22 protein-coding genes are annotated in these 23,071 nt (G+C 44.9%); 14 read left to right on the top strand and 8 right to left on the bottom strand.

Going from position 1 to position 23,071, the window contains the following annotated elements; all coding sequences use genetic code 11:
* Positions 1-332 precede the first annotated feature (332 nt).
* From FFF34_008570 to FFF34_008585, 4 genes are all read left to right on the top strand, one after another.
* Positions 333-1,118: a hypothetical protein gene (locus tag FFF34_008570; protein ID TSD67429.1), complete on the top strand. Its 786-nt coding sequence runs from the start codon at positions 333-335 to the stop codon at positions 1,116-1,118.
* Positions 1,119-1,709: 591 nt separating this feature from the next.
* Positions 1,710-4,262, top strand: a complete 2,553-nt coding sequence (locus tag FFF34_008575) for a DNA translocase FtsK (protein TSD67430.1) — start codon at positions 1,710-1,712, stop codon at positions 4,260-4,262.
* Between the two features lie 84 nt (positions 4,263-4,346).
* Positions 4,347-5,018, top strand: a complete 672-nt coding sequence (locus FFF34_008580) for an outer membrane lipoprotein carrier protein LolA (protein ID TSD67431.1) — start codon at positions 4,347-4,349, stop codon at positions 5,016-5,018.
* Between the two features lie 173 nt (positions 5,019-5,191).
* Complete coding sequence (locus tag FFF34_008585) at positions 5,192-6,070, top strand: diiron oxygenase (GenBank protein TSD67432.1); 879 nt, start codon at positions 5,192-5,194, stop codon at positions 6,068-6,070.
* Positions 6,071-6,074: 4 nt separating this feature from the next.
* Here FFF34_008585 and FFF34_008590 read toward each other — a convergent pair whose 3' ends face one another.
* Complete coding sequence (locus tag FFF34_008590) at positions 6,075-7,133, bottom strand: ChbG/HpnK family deacetylase (GenBank protein ID TSD67433.1); 1,059 nt, start codon at positions 7,131-7,133, stop codon at positions 6,075-6,077.
* A 130-nt stretch (positions 7,134-7,263) separates the two neighbouring features.
* Positions 7,264-8,397, bottom strand: a complete 1,134-nt coding sequence (locus tag FFF34_008595; GenBank protein TSD67434.1) for a DUF5009 domain-containing protein — start codon at positions 8,395-8,397, stop codon at positions 7,264-7,266.
* A 723-nt stretch (positions 8,398-9,120) separates the two neighbouring features.
* Between FFF34_008595 and FFF34_008600 the strand changes: the two genes are divergently transcribed.
* The 3 genes from FFF34_008600 (at position 9,121) to FFF34_008610 (ending at position 10,656) form a co-directional block, all read left to right on the top strand.
* On the top strand, positions 9,121-9,393 hold the full coding sequence (locus tag FFF34_008600; protein ID TSD67435.1) for a hypothetical protein: 273 nt from the start codon (positions 9,121-9,123) through the stop codon (positions 9,391-9,393).
* The gene (locus FFF34_008605; protein ID TSD67436.1) at positions 9,390-10,151 is read left to right on the top strand and encodes an MBL fold metallo-hydrolase; all 762 of its coding nucleotides are present in this window, start codon (positions 9,390-9,392) and stop codon (positions 10,149-10,151) included. The genes FFF34_008600 and FFF34_008605 overlap by 4 nt, the downstream gene beginning before the upstream one ends.
* Before the next feature lie 82 nt (positions 10,152-10,233).
* The gene (locus FFF34_008610) at positions 10,234-10,656 is read left to right on the top strand and encodes a BLUF domain-containing protein (GenBank protein ID TSD67437.1); all 423 of its coding nucleotides are present in this window, start codon (positions 10,234-10,236) and stop codon (positions 10,654-10,656) included.
* On the opposite strand, the gene FFF34_008615 is transcribed toward FFF34_008610, so the two are convergent.
* Positions 10,653-11,114 (bottom strand): hypothetical protein, encoded by a 462-nt coding sequence (locus FFF34_008615; protein ID TSD67438.1) that lies wholly within the window; start codon positions 11,112-11,114, stop codon positions 10,653-10,655. The genes FFF34_008610 and FFF34_008615 overlap by 4 nt on opposite strands.
* Before the next feature lie 56 nt (positions 11,115-11,170).
* Entirely contained in the window at positions 11,171-12,151 is a 981-nt protein-coding gene (locus FFF34_008620) for a glycoside hydrolase family 5 protein (GenBank protein TSD67439.1), read from the bottom strand.
* Between the two features lie 423 nt (positions 12,152-12,574).
* Here FFF34_008620 and FFF34_008625 point away from each other — a divergent pair, with 423 nt between their 5' ends.
* The 6 genes from FFF34_008625 (at position 12,575) to FFF34_008650 (ending at position 18,855) form a co-directional block, all read left to right on the top strand.
* On the top strand, positions 12,575-13,843 hold the full coding sequence (locus FFF34_008625) for an alkaline phosphatase family protein (protein ID TSD67440.1): 1,269 nt from the start codon (positions 12,575-12,577) through the stop codon (positions 13,841-13,843).
* Positions 13,844-14,238: 395 nt separating this feature from the next.
* Complete coding sequence (locus tag FFF34_008630; GenBank protein ID TSD67441.1) at positions 14,239-14,748, top strand: hypothetical protein; 510 nt, start codon at positions 14,239-14,241, stop codon at positions 14,746-14,748.
* A 58-nt stretch (positions 14,749-14,806) separates the two neighbouring features.
* The gene (locus FFF34_008635; protein ID TSD67442.1) at positions 14,807-16,423 is read left to right on the top strand and encodes an amidase; all 1,617 of its coding nucleotides are present in this window, start codon (positions 14,807-14,809) and stop codon (positions 16,421-16,423) included.
* 141 nt (positions 16,424-16,564) lie between these two features.
* On the top strand, positions 16,565-16,954 hold the full coding sequence (locus FFF34_008640; GenBank protein TSD67443.1) for a helix-turn-helix transcriptional regulator: 390 nt from the start codon (positions 16,565-16,567) through the stop codon (positions 16,952-16,954).
* Positions 16,955-17,081: 127 nt separating this feature from the next.
* Positions 17,082-17,846 carry an SDR family oxidoreductase gene (locus tag FFF34_008645; protein TSD67444.1) on the top strand — a complete coding sequence of 255 codons (765 nt, stop codon included), beginning with the start codon at positions 17,082-17,084 and terminating at the stop codon, positions 17,844-17,846.
* A gap of 91 nt (positions 17,847-17,937) precedes the next feature.
* A complete protein-coding gene (locus tag FFF34_008650; protein ID TSD67445.1) occupies positions 17,938-18,855 on the top strand; it encodes a DUF72 domain-containing protein in 918 nt (305 codons plus the stop codon).
* A 133-nt stretch (positions 18,856-18,988) separates the two neighbouring features.
* Here FFF34_008650 and FFF34_008655 read toward each other — a convergent pair whose 3' ends face one another.
* A complete protein-coding gene (locus FFF34_008655; protein TSD67446.1) occupies positions 18,989-19,210 on the bottom strand; it encodes a PspC family transcriptional regulator in 222 nt (73 codons plus the stop codon).
* Between the two features lies 1 nt (position 19,211).
* Positions 19,212-20,498 carry a DUF2851 family protein gene (locus FFF34_008660; GenBank protein TSD67447.1) on the bottom strand — a complete coding sequence of 429 codons (1,287 nt, stop codon included), beginning with the start codon at positions 20,496-20,498 and terminating at the stop codon, positions 19,212-19,214.
* 171 nt (positions 20,499-20,669) lie between these two features.
* Here FFF34_008660 and FFF34_008665 point away from each other — a divergent pair, with 171 nt between their 5' ends.
* Positions 20,670-22,019 carry an MFS transporter gene (locus FFF34_008665; GenBank protein ID TSD67448.1) on the top strand — a complete coding sequence of 450 codons (1,350 nt, stop codon included), beginning with the start codon at positions 20,670-20,672 and terminating at the stop codon, positions 22,017-22,019.
* A gap of 41 nt (positions 22,020-22,060) precedes the next feature.
* On the opposite strand, the gene FFF34_008670 is transcribed toward FFF34_008665, so the two are convergent.
* Both FFF34_008670 and FFF34_008675 read right to left on the bottom strand, forming a co-directional pair.
* Positions 22,061-22,747: a DUF1345 domain-containing protein gene (locus FFF34_008670; protein TSD67449.1), complete on the bottom strand. Its 687-nt coding sequence runs from the start codon at positions 22,745-22,747 to the stop codon at positions 22,061-22,063.
* Between the two features lie 88 nt (positions 22,748-22,835).
* Entirely contained in the window at positions 22,836-23,036 is a 201-nt protein-coding gene (locus FFF34_008675) for a YwbE family protein (protein ID TSD67450.1), read from the bottom strand.
* Positions 23,037-23,071: the final 35 nt, after the last annotated feature.

The raw sequence follows: 23,071 nt of genomic DNA on the forward strand, positions 1-23,071 counted from the left end.
TGTTGTCACCAGCAAGTTGCCATGCATTTGCGTTTGCATCTTTATTACCTGTCGTAATTGTTGTTGGTGACAACACCAACAACGGCGCGATTTAGAGGCTGTACTTATAATAAATTTGGCAAGGTCTGGTATTTTTGCGTTGGTATAACATCATTAGTATCTAAACCTTGAACACGAAGTTAATTATACTGGAAGTTTAAGCCGATAACTGAAATAATACCGGGGCAAAACCGGTGTATACGCTGCGAGTAGACTTACTATCTTAATCACTAAATCTGTTTTTAATTAATAGTAAAGCAATCCTTATATTTGAATAACCTAAACTTGACTTAATGACAGATAGCGACAGTGAAAATTATATAAATAAAGCAACGTCCTTGATTCCGCTACTTACAATCATCCTTTTGATTTTTGGCGCAACCAAACAGTTTAGTTATTACACTTATTTTAATTTAAATATTTTTTCATACTTAGAATTAACAGAGCTATTACCACAAACACTTTTCTCCTTTTTTCAACTACTGTTTTATTGGTTGGTTTCGATATTAATTACCGCCTTTTTTAACCAAATTTTTTATGCAGAAACAGTGAAATACCCAATAATTTTACCACCTGAACGTCCAGAGAGAATAGGGGAATTAAAAGCCCAAATTTCAAAAGTGTTTTGGAAAATAATTATCGTGGTTTTAGCTTTAACCTTATTAACAATGGGTTCGTATTATTATAGTGATATATTATATAAAATATCTAAACCGTTAGGCTTCATAAATAAGGCCTATTTTCACATTTTGGTTATAGTACTCATCACCATAGTATCGATGATATCCTTATATCAATTGAATCTACGAGTCAAGTTTTTTATGGTATCGATACCAATTTCCTTAGCGTTAATTACTTCCGGGTTTTTCGAGGGTAATTTTGAATATAATCAGGTTCATTCACTACATACACACAGCAATTACTATATTAAAATTGGTAGCAATATTATCAAGTCAAGTAACAGTTATTATTATATCGGCAAAACCAGAAGTAGCGTTTTCTACTATAATGAAAAAACCGATTTAGTAACAGTCTATCCGTCCAATTTAATAACAGAAATGGTGTTAGGGTCAGATTAACTACGACTTTAAAACTTTCTTAATCGGCTACCTTTTCTACCCTTGTTGAATGTCAATAAAAAGGCACCAAACATTTATTAAAAGTTCCCACAGAACACTGAAAAAAAGTTCAAAAATACAAATTGAATTGCTTCCTTTCTTATGCCATTAATCATGATTTTAAAAGCATTTAACTAGTTGCAAAATCACTAGTGTTTAAGAGATTGTAAAGGGATATTTTGGACATATATAAATAAGCAAAAATATAATTTGGCTTGTCATCTTCTTACACTAATAAACGCCAATATTGTCTTGTATGAAAGCTTCAACACTTGGCTATTTGTTTTGATCTTAACTATGTTTGAAAAAGCTAATTTATCGCCTCATACTTTTCGCTATTTTCGTTATTTCAAAACATGGAAATGCTATATCAAAAAAGCGAAAATATCAGATGCAATAAGCCATCTTTTTCCCTCAATTGATAGATAGAAATACGAGTTAATAAATCAAAGTTGACATGCTAGTTTAGTGCAGTAAAATCACCTTACAAAAATAAAAAAATATCTGTTTAATTAATACCTTTATATTTGCAATTAAACGCCCAATTTAAGGATGCCCATTAAAGGAAACCAGTTTAGATCAAATAGCTTTAAGAACGAGAATGAACCCCGCAAACCGGGCGAAAAAACTGTAAAGGAAAGGCCAGCTAAACAGCAAGTAGAGCGGCTGCCCTTGTTTGACCTGCGCGACGGCCGGCTCATCAAAATTGTCGGGCTTTTCTTCCTGGTGTTGTCTATTTTTTTCCTTATCGCCTTTACCTCGTACCTGTTTACCTGGCAGCAGGATCAAAGCTATGTATCAAAGGCCAACGGTGGCTGGGGCAACCTGTTTAAAACCAGTAAAGAGCTAATGGATAACGGGGTAAACAACCCCATGGTTGATAACTGGCTGGGCAAATTTGGCGCGCTGCTGTCTAACCAATTTATTTTCGAGTGGTTTGGCGTGGCGTCGTTCATTTTCATATTTGTATTTTTTATAATCGGCTACCGCTTGTTGTTTAAAATACGTTTATTCTCGTTAAGCAAAGTTTTGGCATACAGCCTTTTCGGTGTCGTATTTATATCGATAGCCATTGGCTTTGTACATGCTTTTGTAATAGACTACCCCCACTTTATGGAGGGCGAATTTGGTTACTGGAGCAATCGCCTATTAAGCGCGCAGGTTGGCCAGGCCGGTACCGGCGGTATTTTAGCCTTTGCAGGCCTTACCGTTTTAATTATTGCGTACAACATCGATTTTAAACTACCGCAGCGCCAACCCAAAATAAACGAGGTTGCCGTTGATGAAGTAGCACCCGAGCCGGTTGAGTTAGAAGAGGAAGAAATATCGTTACCGGTAGAGTGGCCGCGCAATGGCAACAGGCCGCGCGACGAGAATGTGGCCCGTACCCTCACCACCGAGCCGCTTACACAGCAGCCGTTGGCACCAACCCCGGTTTTTCATGAGCCTGTGGTATTAAAACCTGATACCTACGCCCACGAGCCGGAAGCCGACGACGAAATACCCCTAACTATAGACATAGCAAGGCCAACCCCTATCCTTAACATCGAGAAAACGGACGATGACAAGGCAAAATCGTTGGTTGACCAGTTTGGCACATACGACCATAAGCTGGAACTATCCGGCTACAAAATACCACCGATTAGCTTGTTAGAGGAGTATGGTACAGGTAAAATAGCCGTAAACTCGGACGAGTTGGAGGCCAACAAAAACAAAATTGTTGAAACGCTTAACCATTACAACATCGAGATTGATAAGATAAAGGCAACCATAGGCCCAACCGTAACCCTTTACGAAATTATACCGGCCCCGGGTGTGCGCATATCCAAGATCAAGAACCTGGAAGATGATATCGCCTTGAGTTTAGCCGCCCTGGGTATACGTATCATTGCCCCTATGCCGGGTAAAGGTACTATCGGTATCGAGGTGCCTAATCAAAACCCCGAAATGGTATCGATGCGGTCTATCCTGTCTACCGAAAAATGGCGCGACAATACCATGGACCTGCCCATCGCTTTAGGCAAAACCATTTCTAACGAAGTATTTATTGCCGATCTGGCTAAAATGCCGCACTTATTGGTGGCGGGTGCTACCGGCCAGGGTAAATCGGTAGGTATAAATGCCATATTGGTATCGCTGCTGTATAAAAAACACCCCGCCGAGTTAAAGTTTGTATTGGTAGACCCTAAAAAGGTGGAGCTAACGCTTTTCCGTAAGATAGAACGCCACTTCTTAGCCAAACTGCCCGACGAGGCGGACGCGATCATCACTGATACCAAAAAAGTGGTAAATACCCTTAACTCGCTTTGTATTGAGATGGACCAGCGTTACGATTTGCTGAAAGATGCGCAGGTGCGTAACCTAAAGGAGTACAACACCAAGTTTGTTAACCGTAAAATAAGCGACCCCGAAAAACACCGTTACCTGCCATTTATTGTATTGGTGATTGATGAATTTGCCGACCTGATGATGACCGCCGGTAAAGAAGTGGAGCAGCCTATAGCGCGTATAGCGCAGCTGGCCCGTGCGGTGGGTATACATTTGGTTATTGCTACGCAAAGGCCGTCGGTAAACGTTATTACGGGTACTATTAAGGCCAACTTCCCGGCAAGGCTTGCCTTTAGGGTATTGTCTAAGATAGATTCGCGTACCATATTGGATGCGGGCGGTGCCGACCAGCTGATAGGCCGCGGGGATATGCTGTTATCAACCGGCAGCGACCTGATACGCCTGCAATGTGCCTTTGTAGACACACCCGAGGTAGAAAAAATATCCGACTTTATAGGTAATCAGCGCGGCTATGCTACCGCCATGTTACTGCCCGAGTATGTTGGCGATGGCGAAAGCAGCAGCCCTAAGGATTTTGACCCCGACGACCGCGACCCCATGTTTGAGGAAGCAGCCCGCCTGATTGTGATGCACCAGCAGGGTTCTACCTCGCTTATTCAGCGAAAGATGAAACTTGGTTACAACCGTGCGGGCCGTATCATCGACCAGTTGGAAGCCGCCGGTATTGTTGGCCCGTTTGAAGGTAGCAAGGCCCGCGATGTGCTTTACCCGGATGAATATTCGCTGATGCAATACCTGGATACCCTTAAAGATTAATACGCGTTAAACCTATAATCGTAAAATCGCTCTAAACCATTACAAGGCCTGGTGGTTATTAGGTTGAGTTTACAGATCATGAACATGAAAAAGTTATTTTTATACCTTGTATTGTCGGTTGTTACGGTTAATGCCTTCGCGCAAAAAGATGCCGATGCAAAACTGATACTAAACAAACTAAGCAAGCAATACAAAACCTACGACGCCGTTAAAACCGATTTTACGCTTACCGTTGATAACGCGCAGGCAAATATTAACGAAACGCAAACAGGCACGCTTATTTCGCGTTCAAAAGCCAATAAATATAAGGTAACCATATATGGCGCGGGTAAAAAAGCCGGCGTAGCGCAAGAGATCATCAGCGATGGTAAAACCCAATGGACCTTTTTAAAGGATGCCAACGAGGTGCAAATTGGCGATGCCGATAACAGCGACGAGGGCTTTAACCCTGCTAAAATTTTCACCATATACGAGAGCGGTTATAAATACATTTACACCGGCCTGCAAAAGGTTGCCGGTAAAACCTACCAGGTAATAGACCTTACCCCTACCGACGAAAAGAAAACCTTTTTTAAGGTAAGGCTAATGATAGATAAGGTAAAAAACCAACTATCCAGCGCGCTTATATTTGATAAAAACGGCAGCAAATACAAATACACCCTGCGCACCTTTACCCCCAATGTTAAAGTAACAGATGCCACCTTCGCCTTTGATAAAAAGGCTTACCCGGGTGTAGAGCTGGTGGATTTGAGGTAGAGGTTAGAGGTTAGAGGTTAGAGGTTAGAGGTTAGAGAAAATTATATTTATAGCGATGGGTTTACACCTAATCGCTATTTTTAGTTAAATCACACAAGCAACACTATCACCAGCCAAACGTTATATAAAAACCATCTTCTGTAACAAACGTTAGTACTTGGTAATTTAATACCATGCAGGCAGCAGAGATAGAACGACTTATAAAGATCAGTAAGGAAAAACCGCTGATTCCGGATACTTATGTTCCCTGGCAGCAGGAGCCGCTTGATGGCGACTTGTACCTGCCCGAGCAACTCACCACCTTAGAAGGCCTGCCTGTTTACGATACCTTAACCCCGCAGCAAAAGCAGGACCTTGGCCGGCACGAAGTGGTGCAAGTGCTGTACTCTTATGGCTGGGGCGAGGCATTGTTTTGCGTTTTCATGTCTAAATTTATACTTGGCCTGCCACCCGACAGCCCCGAACACCGCTTTTTGATACGCGAAATAATTGAAGAATACCGCCACCAGGAAATGTTTGCCCGGGCCATTACCACGCTAAATGGCCTGCCGCTTAAGCAAACGCCCCTGCACAGGTTTGTAGGCAGGGTAACCACCAAATACCTGCCCGCCGATTACCTATTTATGGGCAGCCTGTCGGTAGAGTTGATAACCGATATGTATGGCAACTACAGCCGCCGCGCACCCGAGATATACGCCGTTTTGCGCAAAGTTTTCGAGCTGCATAATATTGAGGAGGGCAGGCATATAGTTTTCACCAAAGGACTGTTAGAACGTTATACCGCCAAGGCCGGGCCTATCAAAAAAACCCTGTACAGCCTGGTTGTGCTTATGAATATTTACTTTGTGCGCACCATGTATATACGCCGCGAGATTTACGAGCGCATAGGCCTGCCAAACGCAAATGAGGTATACAAACAAGCCACCATTAACTACCGCCGCAAATTTACCCAAAACTGCCTGGGCCACATTATTGAGTTTGTGAACAGCTGGGGCGGCTTTAACATGGCCACCCGCTGGGCCTGGCGCCGGGTGTTAAAGGCCGAGGTGTAAGTTCCTACTCTTTCCCTGCCTTTACCCTGCGCTCCATTACTTCGCGCCAGGTGGTGAGGATAAAGCCTTGTTGTTTTAAAAATTCGCGCAGGCGCGGGTCGGTCATGGCCAGCAGGTCGCCCTTGCGTTTTTTACCGGTATCGCTGATGCGATCGAAATTTGGCGATGGGTCGGTGCAATGCATAATTACCATCGTCAGCCCCGGCGACAGGCGACCGATGCTTTCTATATAATGGTCGGTATACCATTTCTGGATCTGCTTATCTGTTTTATGCTGAATATCGGGCATATTCCAGTCGTAACTGCTGTTATGCAGGTCGTCCAGTACGGGCAGGCCGTTCTTCCAAAGCATTTCGCCTATTGCCTTTGCTTTGCTAAGGGCAGCCGGCTCGGGTATGTTCATACCTTCGGTGTATTTACCTTGTTTCTTTAATGCGGCTATGGTAGCTGCCCTTGCCTCGGCACGAAAGAAAAGGTCTTCGCCGCCGGGGAACATCACCGGCACCTGCTTTTCGATACCCAATTGCAGGTATTTTTCCATAAAGGCATCCTTGGCAAACAAAGTACCCATATGCGAATCGAGGTGCGTAGGCTTAAAGCCCATGGCCAGGGCGCGGTCGTACTGCGCACGTATCTCTTTATCCACCTCGTCGCCGGTGGCCCTAAAATAAACTGCCTCTACCGATGGCCACATGGCACCTTGCTTATCTACCAAACCAGGTACAGCAGGTTTACCCGCCAACGGTCCCCAGCGGTAATTATCCCACTCGGAGGTAAGGGTTAAATGCAAGCCGGCATCCAGCGCGGGGTGTTTATCCAGATAAGCCTTAAACTCGGGCACCCAGGGGCATGGCATCATCACACTGGTTGATGTTGATACGCCAACAGATGTGGCCTCCTCTACCCCCAAATTCGACTCGTGCGACATACCCGCGTCATCTACATGCAAAATGATAACCCTGGCGCCTTTTGGCCAGCCTAGTTTTTCGGCATAGGTTTGGGTTTGCGCGCTTGCGGTAAGGGCAAAGGCAGCAATTATGGTTAATGTGAATAGTTTTTTCATTGTGATAGGTATAATGGCGTTTAGCCTCACCTAAATCCTCTCCAAAGGAGAGGACTTTAATTGCAAACTATTTAGCCCTTCTCCTTTGGAGAAGGGTTGGGATGAGGCTTGGAGAGGGCTGGGGTGAGGCTTACACCCTTATATGAATATTCCTTTTTTCCAAAAATTTACCAAAGCTCCAGCATACCAGCATATAGCAAATGGCGAAGAATAACGACCCTATTGGCCCCGGTGCCACCACCTGGAAGAAATGTTCATTTATCCAAAAGAAAAATGGTTTGCCGCCTATCATGATCATGTATAGCGCTATAGGCAATATTTCCGACAGGATATAAACCGGCAGTGGGTTTTTACCTACAGTGATAAAGAAAGAGGTCCAGTTGCCGCGTTTCCATTTTTGAATATCAATGGCATATACCAATGCCGACAGGATGATCATATCTATACCCACAGTAAGCAGGGTAAAGGGGCTCGACCATAGTTTTTTACCTATCGGGAAACTCATGTTCCAGGTGAGCGCCGCGAAGATGAACACCGCACCCAGCAGGGCCAATTTGGCAATGGTTTCGTACCCTTTGCCTTTTTCCTGCAAAAACTTGCCTACATAATAACCGCATATAACGTTTACAATGGCAGGCAGGGTGCTTAATATACCCTCGGGGTCAAAGGCAACGCCTTCACCGTGATACAGGTGGCTGTCGCCTAATACAAATTTATCTAAGTAAGTGCCCGCGTTGGTCAGCATGCCGTATGGTGCCGCCGGGTCGCCGTAAACCATTAACAATACCCAATAGCCAAATAAAAGCGAAAGGCTTATCCATATTACCGCCGCCTTCGATTTAACAAAGTAGATGATGAGCGATGCGAACATATAGCAAAGGCCAATGCGCTGTAATACACCCATTACCCTTGTATCAGCAAATGGGCGAAAGGTTGCGCCTCCCTTACCAAAATCAAAAAACGGGAACCAGTACATCAGGTATCCAATCAAAAATATGAGCAACCCGCGTTTAACAATCCTAAAAACGGCAGCACCGGTGCTTAAGGCTTCCAATTTTTTAGTGGTAAAGCTCATGGCGTTACCTACTGCAAATAAAAACGAAGGGAACACCAGGTCGGTTGGGGTAAAGCCAAACCAGGCTGCATGCTCCAACGGCGGAAAAGCCGTAGCACCGCTGCCGGGTGTATTTACAATGATCATAAAGCAAATGGTCATTCCGCGAAATACATCAAGCGAGATGGACCTTTCAGGTTTTTGGGTCATAATGGGGCTAATTGGTTTAATTAAAACAGGAGAATTAATGCACCAATATAGTAATAAATTAAAATGAAATGCAAAACATCACAAAACTTAATAAAATTATTTAAAAAGTATTGCTCTGTATGTAGCCTATCTGTTATAAAAATTAAACGGATTAAATCATGGCGACTAACACATCCCTAACTCCTCTCGAGAAGGGAACTTGATTTAGCAGCTGTCAGCAAAGCAGCTTCGGGCGAAAGCGGGCAAAACAATGATGGCCTGTGGGGGACAAGGGCATAGGAAATTTTGCTGAAGCGGGGGAATGTGCGAGCGAAGCGGGGCAAAAGATTCCAGCCCGTGGTTTTGTCCGTTTTGCAGTGCAAAGGCCCTGTGCGGCAAAGAAGCCTTTGTGCTGACTTGAATTTTTGCTTCTTTTGTTTCAAGACAAAAGAAGTAGCCCTCCCGCGGCGATGAGCGGGCCAAACTTGTTTGAAGTACAAAATTCGTTACCCTCCGGTCAGGAGATTGCCACTCCGTTAGCCAACGGATCGCAATGACGCGCGGGGGACTAATGCGATGAGGTTGCCGCGTAGCTGTCTCTCCCTGCAATGACATGGTGGGAAGCCATGGCGGCGATGCTTCGACGGGGCTCAGCATGACAGGCGGTTGTAGTATCACTTTCGTGCTCATATTTTAAATACTATTTCCCTGTGTTTATATCCCTATTTTACTATTTTTGAATTGATGCTAACCATTACCAACCACACCCTCGAAAAACTTGAAATGCTATTAAAAACAGCAGGTTACAGGGTGCGGTACGAAAAAGGTAATTTTAAAACAGGGGCCTGCCTGCTGCTAAACAGCCGCATAGTGGTAGTAAATAAATTTGCCAATTTAGAGAGTAAAATAGCCGCCCTTGCCGACCTGGCGCGCACATTAGATATAGATTATAACCTGCTGGATGAAAAACAGGCTGCATTTTTGCATCAGTTAAAACAAACCCAACTGCAGCTGTGACCATAACTTTTTTAGGAACCGGAACTTCGCAGGGTGTACCTGTTATTGCCTGCCAATGCGAGGTTTGTACCTCGGCCGATGCGCTGGATAGGCGCCTGCGCACCTCTGTTTTGATAGAGAGCGAAGATAAAACCATTGTGATAGACTCGGGGCCCGATTTTAGGTACCAGATGCTAAGGGCAAGGGTAATGCACCTTGATGCCATTGTTTTTACACACGAGCATAAAGACCATGTAGCCGGTATGGACGATATAAGGGCCTACAACTACAAGCAGAGCGGCCCGGTAGATATTTATGCCGACAACCGTGTGCAACAAGCCTTAAAGCGCGAATTTCCGTATATTTTTGATGATAAGGGCTACCCCGGCATACCACAAATAAACCTGCACACCATTGGCCTGCAGCCATTTGATATTGGATCGGTGCACTTTACCCCTATCGAGGTGATGCACTATAAGCTGCCGGTGCTGGGTTTCCGGATAAAGGACTTTACTTATATTACCGATGCCAAAACCGTATCGGAGGCCGAAAAAGAGAAAATGCGGGGCACCAAAATACTGGTGATAAACGCCCTGCAAAAAGAGAAGCACATATCGCACTTTACCCTTGCCGAAGCAATTGCCTTTGCGCAGGAAATTGGTGCCGAACAAACCTACTTTACCCACATTAGCCACCGCATGGGCCTGCATAGCCGAATAAACCCGGAGTTGCCCGCCGGTATGTATCTGGCTTACGACGGACTTGAACTGGAAATTTAGCCTACTCTTATTTTGTTTATTATCAGGATTTATTTTTTCTTAAAACGAAAAATATATACATTGCAGATAATAAACATCTCCAATGAAGAACATTGTATACCTGAGCACCGCTGTAAAATTAATGAGTGATGCAGATTTGATTGATATATTGCGGGTTGCGCGCGCACAAAATGCCGAAAACCGTATCAGCGGCGTATTGCTTTACAGCGAGGGTACCTTTTTACAGGTGCTTGAGGGTGACGATGCAAACGTTAACGCCATATATGCTAACATACAAAAAGACAAAAGGCACAAAAACCTTATTACCCTGCTTGACGAGCCTATAAGCCAAAAAAGCTTTAGCGATTGGTCAATGGGATTTTCATCGCCCCAACAAGAAAAAGTTAATCAACTGGTAGGCTTCCTTACCTCAACCGATAAAATTACCGCCGATACCAACACCAGCGCGGCCATAAGCACCCTAAAAACCTTTATAGAAAGTAATAAGCTGGCTATTAGCTATTAATTCAGCTTCAAATAACTCACCTCATTTATGGTAGCGCGGTAAGCCTTTAGGTGGCCCTTCTTTTGCACATCTATACGGCCGCGTATAGTAATGGCTTTATTATTTAACTGGTTGTATTGGCCGTCTTCGGTTTCAAAAAGGCCGGTGTGGTTGTCGTTTTCGTACAAAGGGCAATCTTGTGTAAAATTTACCCAAAAGGCATGCGCGTTGCTGTGGTCGGTAAAAGTGCTGTCGTTTACCAGGGCCGATGTATGCTTTCCCTCCTGGTAAGTGCCCGATACCTGTACGTATTGTTTATCGTAATACTTAATGCTATCAATAAGGTGCACAAAGCTTACCGGCTTGTATTGAATACCCGCCGCGCATTCGCTGCTATAGGTTTTGGCTTTATGGCTTTTGCAGGCTGCCGGCACTACGGCCATCAGCATAAATAAAAGGGCTAACCTGTTGTGTGCCATAAGCTAAATATAAGGCTTTTAGCATTAAAACAGGGTTAGCAGCTATTTATTTTACGCTATTTGTTTAGCAGCAGTAACATTTCTTTTACATACCTGCCCGATGGTGTTAGCTGCTCGGCTGTCCAGCCGCCATTGGCAGGTGCGCCGGGTTGTAACAGAGCGGTAGTTTCCTGCTTATCGGTTACGTTCCAGTTGGCCCAGCTTAGGTGGTTGCTTTCCATCCAGTCAATCCACTTTTTGTTCATGGCCAAATCAAACACGCCATTACCGTTTGATTCGCCCACACCCCACTCCGTAACCATTAGCGGTAAGCCTAATTGTATGGCCTTATTGGCCTTGGCCCTTAAACCATCCTGGTGGTTATTGTCCGAAGCATAAAAGTGAAACGAATAGGCGATATTTTTAAACCCGGTTATAGGGCTGGCGGCGGCAATATCCACATCCTGATCCCAATGCGGGCTACCTACTATAATTAATCCCGTTTTGTCGTACTTCCGTATCTCGGGTATTACCTGTAACGCGTAGTTTTTAATGGTATCCCAGTTAACACGTTCAGGTTCGTTCCATATCTCGTAAATAACATTGGGCACGCTTGCGTATTTTTTGGCCATTTCGGCAAAAAACGCTTTCGATTGCGGTATATGCAGGTGGCTGTTATGGTCGTGCCAGTCTATCAATACATACACGCCATCTTTTATAGCCTGATCAACCACGTTTACGATCAGTTGCTTTTGCGAATCGGGTTGCTGCAAATAGCCGCCAGCCGGCTGCACGCCCATTGATGCACGGATAATGGAAGCCTTAAAATCCTTAGCCAGCCAATCTATTACATCGGCATTATAGTATTTACGCCCTGCCCACAAGCTCCACGACAGGCTGATGCCCCTTAATTGCGGCGGTACACCTTTTTTATTTACTATTTGATTGCCCTTTACCTTTAGCGCCCCATTAACGGCTACAGGTGTTTGGCTTTGCGCAACTATAGCCTGGCATAAGGCGGCGCAAAAAAATAATACAACAGCTATCTTCTTCATCATAAATCAAGTTTAGTCATTCGGTAACACATATACGGCTTTTTGCAAAAAATTAATCAACTTATGTTAAAAATTCGCCTGTTCAAGTGTCCACACTTACATTAATCCGGAAGCGTGGACGCTTCAAATCCAATTACGGTAAAGCGAAGACGCTTTACCGGGCGGAGAGCCTGCCGAACCACTCGCTAACTGGCCTGCCCACATATCCTTCGACAAGCTCAGGATGACTCCCCACACTTTTTCATGGTGAGCCTGTCGAACCACTCGCCGCCATTCCTTTGCGCGCGTCCTTCGACAAGCTCAGGATGACCCCTATTTGATGTAATAAGCCAGTTTGATTCCTTACCGCAATGCTACTGCAACATTAACATTACCATAGTACTGCCTTAACCTTATTTGCGCTATTTTTGCCTTATCGCTACGTTTATGAAAAAATACAGCTTTATATTGGTAATGCTTGCCATTTGCCTGAATACCTTTGGGCAGGTACAAATACCCGATACCACCCAACACATCATAGCCAGCCGCAAAAAGAGCTTAAAGCAGCAAAAAAAGCCTTATGTTATCCTTATATCTGCCGATGGTTTCCGCTGGGATTACGCAAAAAAATACAACGCCAAAAACCTGCTGCGTTTAAGCGGGCAGGGCGTAAGCGCGGCATCAATGCTGCCCTCATACCCATCGGTAACCTTCCCTAACCACTACGCGCTGGTAACGGGCCTGTACCCCTCGCACTCGGGCCTGGTAAACAACACCTTTTACGACAGGGATAAAAAAGACAGCTACAGCATGAGCAATAAGCCAAAAGTGGCCGATAGCAGCTGGTATGGCGGCAGTCCGCTTTGGGTGCTGGCCGAGCAGCAAAAACTACTTTCGGCGAGCTTTTACTGGGTAGCATCAGAGGCGGCCATAAAGGGTGTTCGCCCCAGCTATTATTATGTGTACAACGAAAAGATAGCTATGCACAACCGCATAGCAGCGGTGGTAAACTGGCTAAAGCTACCCCCGGCACAGCGCCCGCATTTAATTACCTTTTACCTGCCCCAGGTTGACCTTGCCGGCCACCTGTACACCCCCGACGCGCCCGAAACAGAAAAAGAGGTGCTGTTTGTAGATTCGGCCATCAACGAGTTGAACAAGGCTGTAAATGCCACCGGGCTTAAGGTAAACTTTGTGTTTGTATCAGACCACGGCATGACAGCCGTTGATAAGGATAACCCCATTGGCATACCCGCAGCTATTGATACCGCGAAGTTTAAAATATCTGGCGATGGTATATTGGTAGAGCTTTATGCCAAAAACAAAGCCGATATACCAGCCGCTTACCAGCAGTTGGTTAATGGGGCTAAAGGCTATAAGGTTTGCCTTAAAACCAATATACCCGCCAAACTGCACTACGGCGCTACCGACGACTGGCATAACCGCATAGGCGATATACTGCTGATACCCGAATGGCCGAAGGTATTTAACCTGTATGGCAAGAAAATAAACCCCGGCTGGCACGGTTACGACCCTACAGTGGTAAAAGATATGCATGCTACCTTTTATGCCTGGGGACCGGCCTTTAAAAACGGCAGGCAAATACCCACCTTTAAAAACGTTGATGTGTTTAATTTGATAGCCGATATACTGGCCCTAAAGCACCAAAAAGTTGACGGTGATGAATGGCTGGCAAAGCGGGTGCTGAAAAAGTGATACCTGCAATGTATGTGATTACCATGTGGGCTTGCGCGCCCGCCTCCCCTCCCGAGAAGGGCAGGGGTGTGTTAGCCGCTATGCTATATCCCCTCGTGTCATGCTGAGCTTGTCGAAGCACCAACCCGTCATCCCGAACGAGCGATAGCGAGGAGGGATCTTGTTCATTATGCAAAATTCACCGCCCCGTACCCATCACCAAAACAGTTGTTTTTTTATATGAAAATATTTTTGTATATTGGAGATTGACCCCGGAACAAAAAAAATGAAAAATTTGCGCCTGGTAACGAAAAATCTGCAAAATTTTTGTGTGTAAAGTGGAAAGGAAACGGCCATTCAACGCTGCCAGGGCATATTTTATTAAATAATAACCAATAAAACCCGTTTAGTCTGATTTGAAAATGCAACGCTTGCTTATTATACTTTTACTACTGCCTTTTACCCTGCACGCGCAGGATACCATCATCATTAAACGCCAGGCCAATATGATAGCAGCAGCCACCTTTAAAGGCGATTTTAAAACCGTAATAGACTACACCTACCCTGCCCTTATCGAGCTATCGGGTGGCCGCGACCAGATGCAAAAACTCATCACCGACCGCATAAAAGACCTTAAATCGCAGGGTATCATCAGTTTTGAGGGTTCGGTAGGTTCGCCCGGCCACATCTACAAAGCCGGCGACGAGCTGCACTGCCTGCTACCCGAAGAGATTATCTTTCGCACCAATGCCGGCCGTTACCTGGCCCGCTCGTATATGCTGGGCATCAGCAAAAACAATGGCAAAAGCTGGACATTTATGGATGTAGGCAGCATGCCCGCCGATGTTTTACACCGCCTGCTGCCCAATTTTAACGATGACCTAAAGATACCGCCCCCCCTCAAACCTGAGTTTTTACCCAATTAAATTGTTACAATAAACGGTGGTATTTTTTGTAGATTGGGGTACTAAAACTATCCTGATCATGCAACGCAGAAACTTCTTAAAAACAGGCTCATTAGCCGGATTAACGCTTTCTACACTCATAAGCGCCTCATGCTCGCCATCATCAACAGATAAAAAAACAGCTGATAATACCACCCAGCCTACCGATGATTTTGAACTGAACGAGGCCACTATTGATAGCCTGCAGCAAATGATGAAAAGCGGCTCGCATACCTCCCGCTCCATTACCGAATTGTACTTAAAACGCATTGATGCCATTGATAAGAACGGCCCAAAGCTTAACTCGGTTATCGAACTTAATAAGAGCGCGCTGGACATGGCCGACGCAATGGACAAAGAGCGTAAAAAAGGTAAAATACGCGGCCCATTGCACGGAATACCCGTTTTAATAAAAGATAACATTGATACCGGCGATAATATGCACACGACTGCCGGTGCCTTGGCCTTAGGCGATAACTTTGCCAAACAGGATGCCTTTATAGCCCATAAACTGCGCGAAGCGGGTGCCGTAATTTTAGGTAAAACCAACCTGAGCGAGTGGGCAAACTTCCGCTCGTCGCACTCTACCAGCGCCTGGAGCAGCCGTGGCCTGCAAACCAAGTGCCCCTACGTGCTGGACAGAAACCCAAGCGGTTCAAGCGCCGGATCAGGTGCTGCGGCAGCGGCCAATTTATGCGCCGTAGCCATAGGTACCGAAACGGATGGTTCGGTGGTTTCACCATCATCGGTAAACGGTTTGGTGGGTATAAAACCAACTGTAGGCTTATGGAGCCGCACAGGTATCATCCCTATATCAAAAACACAGGACACCGCCGGCCCAATGACCCGTACCGTTAAAGATGCAGCCATTTTGCTGGGCGCATTAGCCGGTGTAGATACTAACGACAGCTACACACTACATAGCAAAGCTGAAAAGGACTATACCAAATTTTTAGACATTAACGGCTTAAAAGGTAAGCGTGTAGGTATCGAAAAGATTGAAAACCCAGGCGCAGCAATGGATAAAATAATGAAAGAAGCCATTGAGGTTTTGAAAAAGCAAGGCGCCGAAGTGGTGGAGGTTGAACTGAACAAGCGCTTAAAAGACATTGGAAACGCCGAGTTTTTGGTATTGGTGTACGAGTTTAAAGATGGAGTGAACAGCTACCTTAGCAAAGCCAACAGCAAGATGAAAAGCCTGGTTGATGTAGCTGCTTACAACAAACAAAACGAGGATAAAGCGATGCCGTTTTTTAAACAGGAAACCATTGAATTGGCCAACACAAAAGGCGACCTTAACAGTAAAGAATATCTGGATGCGCTAAAAAAATCGCAAGGCATTAGCAGAAAAGCTATTGACGATATATTAAAGGAAAACAAACTGGATGCCATTTGCGGCCCTACAAACGGCTTTGCCGGCTGTATAGATCTTATTAACGGCGACTATGATAACGGGTTCTCTTTTTCGGGCCCGGCAGCAATGGCAGGCTACCCCCACATTACCGTACCCATGGGTGCATGGCACGAATTGCCGATAGGCATATCCTTTTTCGGCACGGCCTGGAGCGAGGGCGAATTACTTAAACTGGCCTATGCCTATGAGCAGGCCTCAAAAAAACGCATTGCACCTAAATTTAGGGAGAATTTATTTGCGTAGGGATATAGTGTCATTTCGGGCGGGTTCAGCGACATATCGACTATTGAACAAAGTGAAAATTTTGTTAGCTACCTGTCAATTGAACAGGATTTATCTCTATCGTTCGAAATGACATTCTTCTTTTACTAAATTTACAAAATCATGCCAACGCCCATCCCGAAAAAGATACTAGCACGCCGCCACGAGATAATGGCCGATTATATAAAGGAGCTGGATAAGCACCTGGATGATGTAATGCACGACCGCGTGACAGATATGTTTGAAATACGCGATTTTGCCGAAATACTGCACATACACCCTACCCACCTTACCAATACCATTAAACTAACTACCGGCAAACCACCATGCTGGTATTTTGAGGATAAGCTTATGGCTATTGCTAAAGATATGCTGCAGCAAAATATCCCCATTAAACAAATTGCCTACAAGCTTACCTTCGACCCATCTAACTTTACCAAGTTTTTTAAGCGCTTTGGGGGAATAACGCCTAAAGAGTATAAAGAGCGTGTATTTGGAGAAGAACTGAACTAAAGTTCCCCCTTCAGGGGGTTAGGGGGTTTCAAATACTGTAACTATCACCATTTTATCTTTAACTGTCACCATTTTTAAGCATTGTTTTTGCTGCACCTTTGTACCATCATCTTAACAAGAAAACAAAATGGAACCGACAAACAAAATTGCATTAATAACAGGCGGCAGCAGGGGCCTTGGTAAAAACACCGCGTTAAAACTGGCCCAAAATGGCAACCACGTTATTATCACTTATCGTAGCAAACAGCAAGAAGCCGAAGAAGTAGTAAAGCAAATTAAAGCACAGGGACTAAAAGCAGCCGCTTTAGCTTTAGATACCGGCAAAGTAAGCACTTTCGATGCCTTTAAAGAGCAGTTAACCGCAGTACTAAAAGAAAAGTTTGAAAGAGATAGTTTCGATTTTTTGATAAATAATGCCGGTATCGATGCCGCATCGCCATTTGCGCAAACCACCGAAGCGGATTTTGACAACCTGTTTAATGTGCATTTTAAAGGCGTGTACTTTTTAACTCAAACGCTGCTAACTACCATTGCAAATGGTGGCCGCATTATCAACCTGTCTACAGGTTTAACACGCTTTGCCACACCGGGCTATGCGGCATACGCATCAATGAAAGGCGCTATAGAGGTATTCACCAAGTACCTGGCTAAAGAGTTAGGCAGCCGCGGTATTGCTGCCAATTTAGTAGCACCGGGCATTATAGAAACCGACTTTACAAAACGCGCTTTTGATAGTCACCCCGGTATGCACGATTTTATCTCGTCGATAACCGCATTAGGCCGCCCGGGGCAGCCGGATGATATTGGTGGCGTCATAGCCTTTTTATGCACCGAAGATGCCCGCTGGATAAACGCGCAGCGCATAGAGGCTTCGGGCGGTATGTTTTTATAACCCATAAATAACAAAGGTGATGGCTAAAAAGCATCACCTTTGTTATTTGGTATTGGTAAGATTGCCTATCTTTCAACACAATTTTTTAAATATGGAATTTGGCCGAGTTACCGATAGCGAATTAGCTTTAACAGATTTTACCCTACCCCCCGACCCTGAGTTTACCCTGCAAACCCTAAGGGAAAGCAACGCAGTAGCGCCATTAAAGGTGCATGCAGGTTGCGCCAAGTGGGGCCGTAAAGAATGGGTAGGCCAGATATATCCGTTAAAAACCAAGGATGCCAACTTTTTAGATGAGTATGTAAAGCATTTTAATTGCATCGAGCTGAATGCCACCTTTTACCAGGTATACGGCCCTGCAACTATCGAAAAATGGAAGGCAAAGGCCGATGTAAACCCCGAGTTTAGGTTTTGCCCTAAATTTTCGCAAAGCATTAGCCACATACGCCGCCTAAAAAACGCGGAAGACATAACCACTACTTATTATGAAGGTATTATGGCCTTTGGCGATAAACTGGGACCTTTATTTTTGCAGCTGAGCGATAACTTTACGCCCAAAAGCCTACCCGAACTAACTACCTACCTGGAGCATTTACCTACTGATGTGCCTGTATTTGTAGAGTTAAGGCATAAAGATTGGTTTGCCGTTCCACAAAATAAAGAGGCCGTTTTTAGCCTGTTTAAGCGACTAAATATTGGCGCGGTAATAACAGACGCGTCGGGCCGGAGAGATTGTTTACACATGATGCTACCCACCCCGCACGCCTTTATACGCTTCGTTGGCAACAGCCTGCACCCAACAGATTATGCCCGTTGTGATGAATGGGTTGACCGTATTGTACAATGGAAAGACCTGGGTCTGCAATCGGTTTGGTTTTTTATGCACCAGCACGATGAACGGTACTCGCCCGAATTGTGTGATTATGTAATAGATAAACTAAACCAAAAATTAGGCACCAGCATACCAAGGCCTCAGTTTATTAGCGAGCAAAAAGGATTGTTTGGTTGATGAAATTGCACAATTGTCATTTCGAACGAGCGACAGTGAGGAGAAATCTTGTTCATTTTGCTAAGTAGTCAACCGGTCATTCGAACAGGATTTCTCCTCGTACCTCGTTCGAAATGACAATGCATTTTATTTACTACATATCTACTGCCCTGGTACGGCTGCGTTTAATGTAGTTCCTAAAATCAAGCACGATACCGGCAAAGAAGTAAAACACCAGCGGGAAACCCACTGCCAGGAATGATGAATAGATAAAAAATAACCTGATCTTGGAGATAGACACGTTAAAACGCTCGCCAAGATAGGTACATACCCCAAAGGAGTACCGCTCAAAAAAGGTGATGATCTGTTGTAGCATATCAGGCAGGTTTTAATATTTTATTACCAACGCCGCAAGCAAGGCATTTCTTATAATCGCAATAATTATTTTTCAACTCCAGCAGCGCCTGCGACTCAAAAGCCGTATTAATTTTCACACCTAAGTTAGCAAAATCAATTGTAATATTATTTTGCTCGGCGGGAATATTTTCCAACAGCTTTAAAGCCCTGCTTACAAAATGCTGCAGGCCCAGGTGCTTACCATAGCTAAACAAAAATAATACCACAGTATTAAGTAACAAGGTGTCTACCGATGCCTGTCCCAAACTTTTGCCCATTGGCTTAGATGGTTTATCAAAGCGGTAATGGGTTTCCCAGTAAGGGTTAATAGGGGTATTGTTAAAAAGCTCGCGCAGTGTCTTCACCTCCTTTATGTCCAGTATCTTCGAAAATAAGTGATTACTCTGTACCACCAGCCCCGCAAACTGCGCCAGCCTGATGGTAGGAAAGTTTTGAGGCCGCATCCGCAGGAATTTCCACAAATGGTTTTCTATCGGGGTTAAACTGTATTTCTTTCTTAAATAATCGTACTCCTTTTTTAGGGCAACAGGATATTCGTCGGTGTGGGTGTCTTTTAAAAAACCTGCCTGCCCAAATAGCAGCGCCTCAATTTGCATGGGGTTATTTTTGTTTTTTGCCAATATTTGCTGCGGTAACGATTTTGCCAGCAATTCAAAAGGCAGCGCGTTTACTTTAAAGCCAAAGTTGGCCGCCAAAAACTGGTAAAAGGTTTCTTCCCAATCGCCTTTATTTTGCGTTAAAGCGGCAATTACTGTTTGCGACCGCTTCTCCAGGCGCTCAACCAAAATACGGGTAAGCCAGTTTTGCATGGTCAGCCCATCTACCCTGGCAATACCTGCCTCGCAAGGGATAATGGTTTGATTGCCAAAAATTAAGTTGTGGTAACGCCCATACAGATCGGCTGCTATACGGTCTTTTAACTCGAGTGTGGGCACGCGTTTGCCATCAGGGCGCAGCAGGGGTACATCATCGCGGTAAACCACATGCAGTATCACATTGTCATAAGCGTTATCGGTAGTATGCCCGTGGCGCTGCCAATCCGACGATGACAGGTGCAGCTCGGCATTACCTGCCCAAACGGTATTGCCTATACGGATGCGCGCGTTATGAAAATCGGGACCGGCATGGGTGTTGTGTAAGCCTGCCGAAAACACTTCCAATTCCTCGCCCTGGGTAGTTTGCAGGTTCAGCCTGTCAAACAGGCGAAACTTCCATACATAGTGCAAAAAATCTTCGGTGAAAAGCATACAGCAAGTTAAGCAAGTTGCGGCATACTAACAAATCCCCAAACGTCATTGCGCGGAGCCATAGCGACAAAGCAATCTCTACACATAAAGAGCAGCCCTGCTTATATAGAGATTGCTTCGTACCTCGCAATGACGAATAAAGATTTAAACAATTATTTTTATCTTGCCCAAATGCCTGTAACATCACCTTTAAATCATCCCGCAACCGCCCAAAGCCGGGTAATGTCTATCATTGGCGGCTCGCTGGGTAACCTGGTGGAGTGGTACGATTGGTATGTATACTCGGCCTTTTCGCTGTATTTTGCCGGGGCGTTTTTCCCCAGCGACAACCAAACGGCGCAATTGCTTAACACCGCCGGCATATTTGCCATTGGCTTTTTAATGCGACCCGTAGGCGGCTGGCTGATGGGCACCTTTGCCGACAAGCGCGGCCGTAAAGCCGCGTTAACATTTTCGGTATTGTTAATGAGCGCGGGTTCGCTCATGATAGCCATAACGCCCGACTATAAACATATTGGTATAGCTGCACCTATTTTATTGGTGTTTGCCCGTATTGTACAAGGACTAAGCGTAGGCGGCGAATATGGTACAAGTGCCACTTACCTTAGCGAAATGGCGACCAAAAAAAACAGGGGTTTTTATTCCAGTTTCCAATATGTCACCCTGATTATGGGGCAACTGATAGCTTTGGGTGTGCTGATATTATTGCAGCGCGTTTTTTTAACAGAAGCACAGTTACACGCATGGGGTTGGCGCATACCGTTTGCCGTTGGTGCCATGCTGGCCATTATTGTTACCTATTTGCGCCGCAGTTTACAGGAATCGGTAGTGCTGCACAAGCAGGATGATACACACAAGCATAAGCGCGGCACTTTAAGGGCCCTGTCACAACACCCCAGGGCTGTATTAACGGTTATTGGGCTCACTTTAGGCGGCACGGTAGCCTTTTATACCTTTACCACCTATATGCAAAAGTTTTTGGTGAACACCAACGGTTTCAGCAAAAATACGGCTACGCTGATATCAAGCCTTACCCTTATTGTATTTATGCTGGTGCAACCACTGTATGGGTGGGTATCCGACAAGATAGGCCGCAAGCCTATGCTAAAAGCATTTGGTATATTGGGCACTATTACCACCCTACCTATTTTACTGTTTTTAAGCCATACCAACAACTTTTGGACAGCTTTTGGGCTTATTATGCTGGCACTGCTGGTGGTAAGTAATTACACCGCCATTAACGCGGTGGTAAAAGCCGAACTTTTCCCGGCGCATGTGCGTGCATTGGGTGTGGGTTTCCCTTATGCCATTGCGGTATCTATATTTGGCGGCTCGGCAGAGTATATTGCCCTATCCTTTAAACAGCACGGGCACGAAGAATGGTTTTACTGGTATGTTACCGCCTGTATAGCTGTATCGCTTATTATTTACATGACCATGAACGATACGCAAAAGCACTCGAAGATAGAGGAAGCCTCACCCCAGCCCTCTCCAAAGGAGAGGGAGATAAAAGAAAAATAGCCTTTTTAAGTCCTCTCCTGAAGAGGATTTAGGTGAGTCCCTTACTTAGATACCAGCCCCGATATCACATTGATGCTTAACGCTACAATTGCTGTATTAAAGGCGAAAGCGATAAGCCCATGGGCCCATGCCAGGCGGCGGATATGTTTAGAGGATATCTCCACATCTGATACCTGGAAGGTCATCCCTACCACGAAAGAAAAGTAGACGAAATCCATATAATCGGGTTCCTTTTCATTACCCGGAAACTCCAGGCCGCCCAGTGGTGTTTTTTTACCTTTATCCATGGTATAAAATAAGTGGGCATAGCGCATGGTAAATACCGTATGCACCAACCACCACGATACCACTACTGCCGACATAGCTAAAATAACATAGGTACCTACGGTAGCGTCATCCTGACCTTTACTTGATTTTAGCAGCAATACAATAGCCAGCAAGCTTACCAGCGATGCTACCATCACAAATAAAAATATCATATAGCGGCTGCTATCTTCCAGGCTGGCTACTTCGCGTATCTCTTTGGGGTGCGCCCAAATAATAGTTATCCAGTCCAGTATAATAATACTCAAAGCAACCGCTATCCATACTATTAATGTAACCTCGGGTACCGATGGTATGTGCCTAACCATAAAAAATGCAGCTACGCCTACGAGGAATGATACTAAAAGCCTGTAATTGGCATCTAAACGAAGGATAAGGTACTTTTTGGGTTTTACTAAGGGCATCGGTTAGTTCATGGTTAATAGTTTATAGCTCATGGTAGCTGCAGCAACTTCTATGAACCATAAGCTATGATCCATGAACTGCGAAGCATCAATCTTCCTCTACAATTTCGGCGACGCGGCCTACCTGGCCATCTTCCAAACGTACCTTAATTCCGCGGGAATGGAAAGACGAACTTGTAAGCAAATCTTTAACAATGCCACGCGTTAGTTTGCCGCTGCGCTGATCTTTTTTAAGGATGATATCTACTTCCAGTCCGGGGTATATGTCGCTTCTGTTTTGGCCGTTCATAATTATAGTTACACCGATTATTTTATGATTACACA

It is taken from the genome of Inquilinus sp. KBS0705 (assembly GCA_005938025.2).
Classification (GTDB): domain Bacteria; phylum Bacteroidota; class Bacteroidia; order Sphingobacteriales; family Sphingobacteriaceae; genus Mucilaginibacter.